This is a genomic window from Streptomyces sp. NPDC056480 (assembly GCF_042795405.1).
Taxonomy (GTDB): domain Bacteria; phylum Actinomycetota; class Actinomycetes; order Streptomycetales; family Streptomycetaceae; genus Streptomyces.
The window spans coordinates 1-10309 of the sequence record NZ_JBHTSA010000191.1; the positions used below are offsets into that span (position 1 = coordinate 1).

A 10309-nucleotide genomic window follows, 5' to 3' on the forward strand; every position below is an offset into this window, starting at 1 on the left:
TCAAGAGCTGGGACCACAAGAAGAAGATCGAGATCACTCGATACGACGCCTACAAGGGCCCGAACAAGGCGAAGAACGGCGGTGTGGTCTTCAAGGACTACACCACCCTCGAGGCCGCGTACGAGGACCTGAAGTCCGGCAACGTCGACGTGCTCCGTCAGATCGCGCCGAAGGACCTCCCGGTCTACCGCCAGGACCTCGGCGACCGCGCCGTGGACCAGCCGTACTCCGCGATCCAGACCCTTGCCGTCGCCTTCTACGCCGACCAGTGGAAGAAGCCGAAGCAGATCGACCCGCGCGTCGTTCAGGGTCTGTCGATGGCGATCGACCGTGCCACCATCACCAAGACGGTGCTGAACGGCACGCGTGAGCCCGCGACCGGCTGGGTCGCCAAGGGTGTCCTGGGCTTCCAGGAGGACGGTGGCGCCGGCGTCACCCAGTTCGACCCGGCGAAGGCCAAGGAGCTCATCAAGGCCGGCGGCGGCGTCCCCGGCAACAAGATCTCCATCCAGTTCAACGCCGACGGTGGCCACAAGGAGTGGGTGGACGCTGTCTGCAACTCCATCCAGCAGGCCACCGCCGTCCAGTGCGTCGGCGAGGGCAAGCCTGACTTCCAGGCCGACCTGACCGCTCGCAAGAACAAGCAGGTCAAGTCCCTGTACCGCTCCGGCTGGGTGCTCGACTACCCGGTGAACGCCAACTTCATCTCGGACCTGTTCCGCACAGATGCCGGCGGCAACCAGGGCGGCTTCTCCAACAAGGAGCTCGACGCCAAGATCGCCAAGGCGGACTCGGCGGCCACCCTGGAGGAGTCGGTGAAGGCGTACCAGGCCATCGAGAAGGACCTGGTCAACTACATGCCGTCCATCCCGCTCTGGTACTACAAGGTCAACGCGGGCTACTCCGAGAAGGTTTCGGGCGTGGCGTACGGCCAGGACGGCGACCCGATCCTGACCGGCGTCGAGGTCAAGAAGTAATACCCAAGCGTAGTCCGCCTGCCGATGCGGGGCTGACGGGATGTCAGCCCCGCGTTCGGCGCCTTACGCGTGCGGCTGCCGAGCCCTTGCGCGGTATCCGCGCAGCCGTCGCGGGCTGCGCGCCATCTTGGTCCTGCGAGGCGGCCCCGAACAGCGGGGCCCCGCGCGGCCAGGACGCTATTGCGCGTAGCTGCGTCACGGGCACCGGCCTCTATCGCGGCCTCTGCAGGTTCCACCAGGACCCTCACCAGCGCACCACCACCGGCCAGCCGTCAGGCCCCGCACGCTCGCCGCTCATGCCCTCATCGTGGCGGGACCCGTGCGTTCACATCACGGTTCACCGGATCGTCCGCCGATACCAGCAACGTCCATGCGGCGGCGGTCTCATTCCCGGGCGGCCTTCCGGCGCCGCACCGCCAGTCCCGTTCCAGCCGTCTCGTCGCGCCCCAAGGCGGGTTGCCCTGATCCGCAACACCGGGGCACAGGGGTGCCGCCTTACCTGACCCGTCGGATTGGGTCTGGCGGGCGGAGTTAGCCGGCGGTTCCCGGGAGTCGAGTGCACGGGCGCCCCTCCGCCTTGCGATGCACGACACCGGACGACGCGGGCTTAAGCGGTAAGATGTCTACCAGGACCTCGGCGCCCAGGCAGGCGGGCGCGTGGTGACGCCACCACCCACCGGAAGTTCAAGAAGAACGCTCCGGACTGACACGGGGAACCGCAGTCCTCGACGTCCCGCCGCTTGCCGTGCACGAGCTCGTCAGGGACGGGAAACCCCTAGCGTCCGGGCGCGGCCGTCCCGGTTGCGGGCGCCGGGGAAACCGGGGAACGAGTATGTCCGAGCAGACCATGACAGCATCCACCCGCCACAGCGCCACGGTCCCCTCCCCCGCGCCCCGCATCAGGGACAGCGGGCGCGGTTGCGTGCGCGGCGCCGGGAAGGGTGAGTGAGCTGGCCGCTCGTGCCGGTGATCCTCGTTCCGCAAGGAGTGCGCGGCCGGTACACGGCGGCGGGGTCGGGGTGCCGGGTGAGGCCGATCTGAGGCGCTGGCGCAACAGCTGGCCGCCGTTGCTGGAGGCGCTGCTGTGTCGGTGCGGGCCGGGCGGGAAACGGGGGCTGGTGGTCGTGGAGCTGAAGGCAGCGGCAGACCTCTTGCATGACGAATCACTCCGCACACTGCCCCTGATTTCCACCGGGTTGAAGCAGAGCCAGCAGGGAGGCGGTTTCGAGAGCCATGATGTGGGCGGTGAGCCTGGGAGCCATCCGCTGTATTGGTGTGCGGCATACCGCTGGTGGCCTAATGAGGGCTTTGAGCTGTTTGACCGTTCACGCTATGTCTGTTGGTCACAGTCGTGTCAGGAGACCGGTGTGTGCAGGTCGCGTGAGTGGGGCTTTGCGCGGATCCGCCGGGACAGGCGTGTGGACCCGAGCGTGTCAGGGCGTGTGCTGGCCCAGCGGTACCGGGTGTCGCGGAACACGGTGGCGAGGGAGCTGGCCCGCCCGGCGCTGCTGCTGCACCGGCAGCTGCCCGCGCATGCAGTGGCCGCCGGGATGACGACCGTGCTGGGGACCGGCTCGGTCAACACGGAGCTGGTCGCGGCCGAGTCCTGCAAGGCGATCGAGGACACCGATGGCAGCGGCCTTGCCCCGGCGGCCCCCTGCCCTGGGAGCAGCCGGACGCGGACGGGACGGACCCGGTCGGGGGAGCGAAGATCTTTTCTCTGCCCGCCCGGAGTCTGCCTTCCGGCCCCCGCCCGGCCCTGCCGGACATGTCCAATTACGACCGGCGCCTTGCGCCGGTGAATACAACTAGCACCCAGCGGAAGGGCACGAGCGTATGACCGTGATCAGGACCGACGAGATGAGTTCGGTACAGGTGCTGCCGCGGCGAATTCCGCTGCCTGGCGGCCCGGAGGACACCCTGACCGACGAGGCCTGCCGTGACCTCAGGCCGGGGGGGTTCCGCGGGTTCGTAGAGCTGGCCACCGCAGTCCGCCGGGAACAGGCGGCCTGCAAGCAGTTCCTCCCCGGTCTGCGCCAGGCTGAGCTCGCCAGCCGGGGTGTCTGCCGCCAGCAGCGGCCTGTCCGCGCGGCCCGGTTTCCCCTCCCCAGGCGGGAGGGCTTCTGCTATGGCAGGACCTCCAACGTCTGGCCCTGGGCCGTCGCCGGGCTCCGGCAGCCGTCCTGGGTCCAGCTGGGCCGCCTACTGGTGCTCGGCGACTCAGGCACCGGGAAGCTGCACCTGCTGACCAGGGCGGGATCAGCGGTCGCGGAGGCTGGCCTGTCCGTCCGCTGCACCGCCCCGCTACTGGTGAACGAGGTCGCCGAGGCCGAGGCAGGGTGCCGGCTGTCTTCAGTGATCGCCTGCTGCAGCAAGGACGGCCGTTTCTGCCGGTCCGGGTCCGGTTGCCTGACCCCGGACATGAAGGGCGCCAGGCCCCTGTTCCAGGTCTTCGGCGGACGGGAGGAGGGCAATACGGCTGCCGTCGCGTCGGACCCGCCGCCGTTCGCCGAGCGGGACAAGGCCTTCGCAGAGCCGCGGCTCTGCGCGGCCATCGCCGGCCGGGTCACCTTCCGCAGCACCCTCATCCAGACCGGCACCGAGTCCCGCCGCTTCCGGATCACCGAAGCCGAATGCCGGACCCGCTGATGGACGACACTCCTCTGCAGGGTCCGGCGCTGCCTGACGTCTGCGACTACTGCCAGCAGTTCATCCGTGCTGGCACAGCCGTCTACGGGCGCGTTCGCGACTCCTCCAGCGTCCACCCCACCGACCCGGCGCAGGACGGACAGCGCGTTCTGACCTGCTGCAGCCCCGCTCATCTCGCCGAACTGCAGCAACACTACCGGCACCGCCCCTTCGTCAGCGAAGAACTCTGGGCGATGAAGATCGACCGGACCATGCGGCAGCACCCGCACCGACTGACCAACGATCAGCTCATGCAGGAGACCGGGCTCAACCTGATCCAGCTGGAGGCGGCCGCCACATGGCGCCACCGCCGCCACTACGGCAACCCGCAATCGGCCGGAGAGCGCTAAACGAGGCCGGACCTTTCCGTACCGCGGCTGTCAGAGACACGGAGCGCCAGGGCCCGGGAGCACCACGCTGAAGCCTCCGCAGGGTGCCGCGGACCGGATCCGTCTCATGCGGCTGTCCGGCATCAGCGGAGCCACAGCCGCGCAGTACGTCCGGGCTGCACGCCCCGGGCGCACCGCGCGCCCGGGTGCACGCCGAGACCGGCGGCGACCGCAGCCGCTTCGCCGCCAGGGCTCTTGGGGCCTGCGCAGGATCAGCACCGTCACCCGCGACTTCTGGCAGGCACGCGGGGATAGTCCGCCGGGCAGAAGCCGGTGACCTGCCGCGGCGGGCTGTGTCCGGGCCTTCATCTCGCCCGGCGCCAGGGCCCGCTATGGTGCTCACGCTGCGCTGACACCGGGCTCAGGCCGGAGCCGGGAAACACGGCGCAGGCAGCGGATCACATCGTCTGCGGGCGCCCATGGCCCGGGGAAGCGGTGACGCTCCACGGCCCGGCATCACAAGCACTCCTGAATCAGTGCCGGTTCCCGTTTGGCCAGGCGGGCAGGGAACCGTTCTGGAACGCTTTACATACCAGTACTGACGGTGATGTCGTCCGAACTTGGCTTTCCCAACGGATCCGGTGGCGATGGATAAGGGGGCTGTGACACCAGGAGGCGCAACAGCACCGGGCCCCCCTGCCTCTGACTGAGCTGGGGTGATGGAGAGAGCGGTCGCTCCAGCCAGGGCAAGCCCGGAGGCAAAGAGCGCACGCATTTCCCTGCGGAATCACGTCTTCGCGGTGACTGCCCTCGGCCAGGATGCGACGCCGTCCGCGACACTGGCAGCGCGGCAGCGTTCCCGGTCATCCGTCCAAGGGTCGGGAAACACAGACGGCGGCAGGCCAGCGTGCGGCACTGCGGGCAAGCGCAGGCGGGGAACGCGCCGGCCGGGTGTTCACCATCCGCCCGGCGGGACCGCAAACCTGACGCTGAGCCCCGGGCCGGGCGGCCACCTTTCTCCGGCAACCCGTGCCGTCTGTGATCAGGCCGCCTTCCGGGTCACCGGGATACCCGGCCGCACAACCCGGGCTACGGGCAGCGGCGAGATGAGTGCGCGCAGCGCGGTGGCCCGAGCCAGCTCACCCCCGGCGACGGAGGTCCGTCTGCCGTGGATCTTCGCGGCATGGCAGCGCCGACGGCGTCCATCCAGAGCTTGGGGGATACATCTCCCAGCCGGCCAGTGAGAACTCTGCCGCGGGTGGTTGCAACGGCGGAGGAGACACCGGTCTGGCAGTTGTCTGCTCCGGCGGGCGGGGCCGGAGTACTGGCGGAGCCGGTGCTGCCGAGACAGGCGGGCCGCGCTGGGCGGTGACCGTGGTCTGCCGCCCCCGCGTACGCGGGGCGGCACCATTCGGACGGGTCACCCGCGGTGCTGTCACGGCGCACGCCAGACGGCGGTGAACGGGCATGCCAGCGCCCTGTACTGACCCGGCACGGGGCATGGCAGAGGCGGTATCAGGACTTACTGAAGCGCTCGTGGGCCGACTGGCGGGTTGTTCTGAGAGGACGGGAGATTTCTTCCCAGGAGTGACCGGAGGCCCTGGCCGCGGCGACTGCCAGTTTCTGCATCTGCTCGGCGCGGGCGCGCAGGTAGGTAGCGGCGCGGATGGCGGCGAGGGGGCGGTGCTCGTCGAGGCGGGCAAGGTCCTGCCGCGGGAAGGTGAGGTTGACGACAGCCCTCTCTGCGTCGTTGAGCGCCTTGGCTACGTGGGACGGCAGCACTTGGCTGAGGCTGACTTCGGCATGGTGGTGCCAGTCCAGCTGAGCGAGGTCGTCAGCCGTTTCGGGGCTGCGGAAGTTTGCTTCCCGCCTGAGCCCACGCCAGCCGCAGCGGCAGACAGCACGGATGCCAGCCGCGAGAGGACGTCCTTCTCGGCCGTCGTACTTCAGGCTCCAGGCCCAGGCCAGCTCATGGGTCTGAGCGGCTTCCAACAGCTCCTCCCAGTTGTCGCGCGGAGCGTCCTCTCCCGTCGGCAGGACGGCGATGACCCAGCCCTCATGTCTCACCCGGCTGTGCTCGGAATCGCGGTGCAGAAAACCCATGGCCCTACCTCTTTCACCAACTCAGCTGCTGCCAGGGAGCCTTGGCAGTGATACAGCGGGCATGCGAGCAGGCACCCGAAGAATGAACGGCCCCTCCGGCCCGCCGGGTCCAGAGGACCCGGATGCTGCCGGTGCCCCGCCGGGGCCGAGACGCCTCGGTACCCAGACGGCCAGTGCTGCCTGCACAGGCGGTCAGGAGCCGGGCTGGGGGTGCCGGGGCCCCGGGCGGCTCGCAGGCCGGGGCTACGTTCAATGGCCAGGGCGCAGGATGCGGCCGCGCACCCGTCAGATCCGGCGGCGAGGACCTGGATCCGTCCAGCGGGCCCTTCAGCGCGGTCAGCACAGCGGCACGCAACGCCTCTCATGTGGGTCTTTGGCGAGGCGAGGGCACCAGCCGGTGGTTGATCCCGCGGTCAGCCCGCCATCAGCCTCCGGTCCCGGCGCCGGTGAAGACATGCGAGAACTCCGGCAGTCGGGTGGCCCGCGATCAACACCAGGGCTGCCGCATACGTGCCGAAGACATCCCCCGCAGGGAGAAGGTGCTCGCTTTCTTCATGATCCGCCACTGCCGAGTAAAGCATAACGGTGGCGTGAATCAGATTGGAAACTATTACATAGTTGACCAGCGGCCTGTACCGCATAGCGTCCCATGCACCACGGATAAGGAAAAACCCCAGCGGCACATAGATCGCCAGGAGCATGTATTCGAATACAGGCATTCGATGATGCTCACCCCATATCCATCCCGGCGCGCCCAGGAGGACCATGACTGGACACACGAATGAATATCCCACTCCTGCAACCAGCATAGCCGCAGATGCCTTCGGCCGGTCCGGACTCACACGCGACGTGCCATTCACCCTGCTCCCCTTTCCATGCGAGGTTTACGAGTCGGCAATGTAGATCACCATGCCAGGCATGGGAAGAGCCTCTCACCGGAGCCTTGCGGGACCCGCGGAGAATAGTTCCCTTTTAACCAGATCGGAGATGAATTAGATTCAGACTTCCAGCCCGCAGTTGAGTACCTCTACTCAATAGAGATTTCTCTACCGTCACCCGCGGGGACGGAAGGCCAGTTCTGCCGCTGGCCGGGGAACCGTGCCCCGGGCTCGCTGCCGCCGACGGTCAGCCTGACGGTTCGCCAGGCAGGCCGTCCCGGGCTCCCGCTGGATGGAACGCAGACGGTGTCCTGCAGCAGGACGATGACGGATCCGCGGCAGGGGGGGCCAGCAGAGTCCGGGCGGGTGCCCCGGATACGGGCACGCGCAGGCAGAGACGGTGCCATATGGCCACTCCGCACGGCGGCCTCTCTCAGGCTGTGCATGAATTGCCTCCGGTCCACAGCCTGGACTGTCCCGGCGCCAGTCGGCGGGGCTTGATACTGTTCGCCCTCTCGGTCTTGAACGGCAGGCCGCGGAGATCAGCCAAGGCCTCGATGTGACGAAATACCGGCGCGGCGTGTTCAATGACGAGATGCTGACCGTCTGCGAAGCGGCCATGCGCAAGGTCTGCGAGGACTTCGAGGCCGAGCTGACTTGAGTTCAACGGCGAACGTGATCACGTCCATCTCCTGGTGAACTACCCGCCCAAGGTGTCCGTGTCCGGCCTCGTGAACAGCCTCAAGGGCGTCTCGGCCCGCATCCTGCGCAGGGACTTCACCGGGCGGACGAACCACGCTCTCATGCACGGACACTTCTGGTCACCGTCCTACTTCGCCGCATCGTGCGGCGGCGCACCGCTCACGGTGGTGAAGCAGTACATCGAACAGCAGCGCCGCCCGTTGCAGCTTCGCCCTGCGGACCGTTCCGGCATACCCCACCCTGAAGCACGGGGCTTGCGCCGGGGGCGACCGGTCAACATCGCGGCTCTGTTCCAATGCCAGCAGCGGGCCATGGGCCGACGGAGGCTGATCCATGGCATCCGACAGCGAGTGCAGACTGCCGCCCCGTGGCGGGATCTGCTGCCCGAGTGCGGGGAACGGTCCGAGAGGGCTCTCCCGCTGCTGGCACGCTGCGGGATCTGGCCCTTGCCGCTGCCTCAGCTGCAGGCCCGGGTGGATGCGACCGGCCTGATCACGCGGAAGTCCAACGCCACCTCCGCGATCTGCCGAGCCCCTCAGCACGCCGCAGGCGCCCGCCCAGCGGGCGCCTGCGGCGCAAGCTCCCATCTGGCCTCCGAGCAAGAACACGCCCGCTGCCCTGAACGGCATCTGAGTGCCACGCACCATCCGGGCCATCCCCGTCTGCCCACCTGCTCGGGGTGCGGGGGCGACAAGGCGTGCTCCTGTGGCTTGAGCTGGACCCTCCTGTGAAAGCGGGCGTTCCGCACCGCCGGCAGGATCCACAGCAATCACCTGCACCCAGGTCAGTGCACTGAAGACATCGGACGTGGAGGCAGGCTGCCCTGATGCAGCCTCGCCGGAGCGCCCTGACCGCCCCCCTCTCCCGCAGTCAGCACTGCCGGCAGACCCGCCACTGCACCAGTAACCACCAGCGAAAGAGCGTCCCTTCAGTCCGAGGAGCCGAGGGGAATGCTTCGTTCTCTGAGCCTACTTGGTGCGTATCTCGGCCTGGAACGGCAGCAGATATGCCAGGGCACCTGGCAGTCGGCGCGCCCAAGACGATTCGTTATGGGAGCCAAGGGGATCGTCGACGCTCAGCAGACTGTCGCCGTTGATGTATCCGCGGGCCAGTAGCGCGTCGCGGAAGCGGCCCGTCTGGGCAGCGCCGTCACGATTGCCCCCGGCGTCAACATAGAACCTTTCTGAGCGTCTGCCCACGGACGTTTCAACGGTGTGAGTGAAGGACTCGCTGTCCCACCAGAAGCTGCTCGACATGCACCCAACCGCGCCGTAGACCGTGCTGCGCGTCCAGCCTGCATAGCAGCTGAGGAGGCCCCCCAGCGACGATCCCGCCATCAGCGTGTCGGGTGCACCGGTGAGTGTCCGGTATCGGGCGTCGACATACGGCTTCAATGTGTGCTGGACAAAGTCGAGGTAGGTGTTTGCATCGCCGCCTCCGTACTCAGGGTCGACAGTGGGCGTGTACTCGTCGATTCGGGAAGCTGTGTTATTGATGCCTACGACGATCGCCTCACGGGTTACGCCCAGACTGGTCAGCCGGTCGAGGGCTTCGTCAACCTGCCACTCAACTCCCCCGAACGCGGTCCGGGAGTCGAAGAGGTTCTGGCCGTCATGCATGTACACAACGGGGTAGCGTTTGGCGCCGTTCTCACGGTAGCTCGGCGGGAGATACATCGTGACGTCACGGCGGTTTCCAAGCTGAGGCGAGTGGAAACCGGAGATCGTAACTCTTGATCCGCGGGATTCTCCGAAGAACGGATAGATATGGATCGATCTCGAAGTCCTCGCATTTACAATGTAGTTGCCGCCTATGGACCATGCGGTGTCATTGAAGAGCACTTTGAATTCGAAGCTATGTGATGATGATGGCACCTCCCAGGTCCAGACATTTCCATCTGTCCACTTCATCTGCCTGCCTGCGTTCCAGTTCAACGATGCCGAACTGCCCCGGATGCTCAGCGCATTACCCCATCCAGTGTCGTAGTGCGCATATATCCTGAACGGCTCTGGCTCAGCTGGCACTGGACTGACCCATCCCGCCAGCGTAAGCATGACGGCTACCAGCGCTCCTGCTCGGGCCATGCGTACTGTCCGTTGGACATGCACGATGTCCGCCTCCTGTCCGACTTGGCTTGATCGACACCGGCGAGCGTCTTCCATACCCGTTGCCCTCTCCTCTACCACCGCCAGCCCAGGCGTGCGTCTGCCAGCGAGTGCCAAGCAGAATCACTAGTCAGAGACATGGCGCTGCCGCGGTTCATACAGAGCGCCAGCACACCGGCAAACACGCCACGTCACACCAATCCACTTGCAGCAGGGCAGCTGAGGGCTCTCCTCTGTCACCACAAGAGGGACCGCCGACATTGAAACGCGTCGCGGCGCGAAGGTTGTTGTCTCGCTGCAACTACCTCTGCTTCAGCAACGTGCTGGCCATCATCGGTGCTGACACGAGGCTGGTCAACGCCGCGGCCCGCACCTTGCCAGCGGGATATGGGCCGCCGCCGCAGCCGAGTCCTCGGCAACCCCTCCGCCTTGGGGCCTGTCCAGTTAACGGTGTAACTGGGTTGCTTGGTGGGGTCAGATTCGGTTGTTGGTGAGGCGGCCGTCGAAGGCGATGCCGAAGGCCTGCA

General features: G+C 67.2%; 6 protein-coding genes and 1 pseudogene. 4 read left to right on the forward strand and 3 right to left on the reverse strand.

Annotated features, from left to right (window positions below):
- From ACFQ79_RS38950 to ACFQ79_RS38960, 3 genes are all read left to right on the forward strand, one after another.
- Positions 1-977: ABC transporter substrate-binding protein (locus tag ACFQ79_RS38950; protein WP_383592694.1), on the forward strand; the 977-nt coding region annotated here is incomplete at its 5' end.
- Between the two features lie 1836 nt (positions 978-2813).
- Complete coding sequence (locus tag ACFQ79_RS38955; protein WP_383592697.1) at positions 2814-3626, forward strand: ATP-binding protein; 813 nt, start codon at positions 2814-2816, stop codon at positions 3624-3626.
- A complete protein-coding gene (locus tag ACFQ79_RS38960; RefSeq protein WP_383592700.1) occupies positions 3611-4015 on the forward strand; it encodes a hypothetical protein in 405 nt (134 codons plus the stop codon). The genes ACFQ79_RS38955 and ACFQ79_RS38960 overlap by 16 nt, the downstream gene beginning before the upstream one ends.
- A gap of 1494 nt (positions 4016-5509) precedes the next feature.
- Here the strand turns inward: ACFQ79_RS38960 and ACFQ79_RS38965 are convergent.
- Positions 5510-6097 carry a hypothetical protein gene (locus tag ACFQ79_RS38965; protein WP_383592703.1) on the reverse strand — a complete coding sequence of 196 codons (588 nt, stop codon included), beginning with the start codon at positions 6095-6097 and terminating at the stop codon, positions 5510-5512.
- 413 nt (positions 6098-6510) lie between these two features.
- Entirely contained in the window at positions 6511-6906 is a 396-nt protein-coding gene (locus ACFQ79_RS38970; protein WP_383592706.1) for a DUF6632 domain-containing protein, read from the reverse strand.
- A gap of 610 nt (positions 6907-7516) precedes the next feature.
- Between ACFQ79_RS38970 and tnpA the strand changes: the two are divergent.
- Positions 7517-7889: pseudogene (tnpA, locus tag ACFQ79_RS38975) on the forward strand (IS200/IS605 family transposase); the annotation flags it as partial.
- A 756-nt stretch (positions 7890-8645) separates the two neighbouring features.
- On the opposite strand, the gene ACFQ79_RS38980 reads toward tnpA, so the two are convergent.
- The gene (locus ACFQ79_RS38980) at positions 8646-9731 is read right to left on the reverse strand and encodes an alpha/beta hydrolase-fold protein (RefSeq protein WP_383592709.1); all 1086 of its coding nucleotides are present in this window, start codon (positions 9729-9731) and stop codon (positions 8646-8648) included.
- Positions 9732-10309 lie beyond the last annotated feature (578 nt).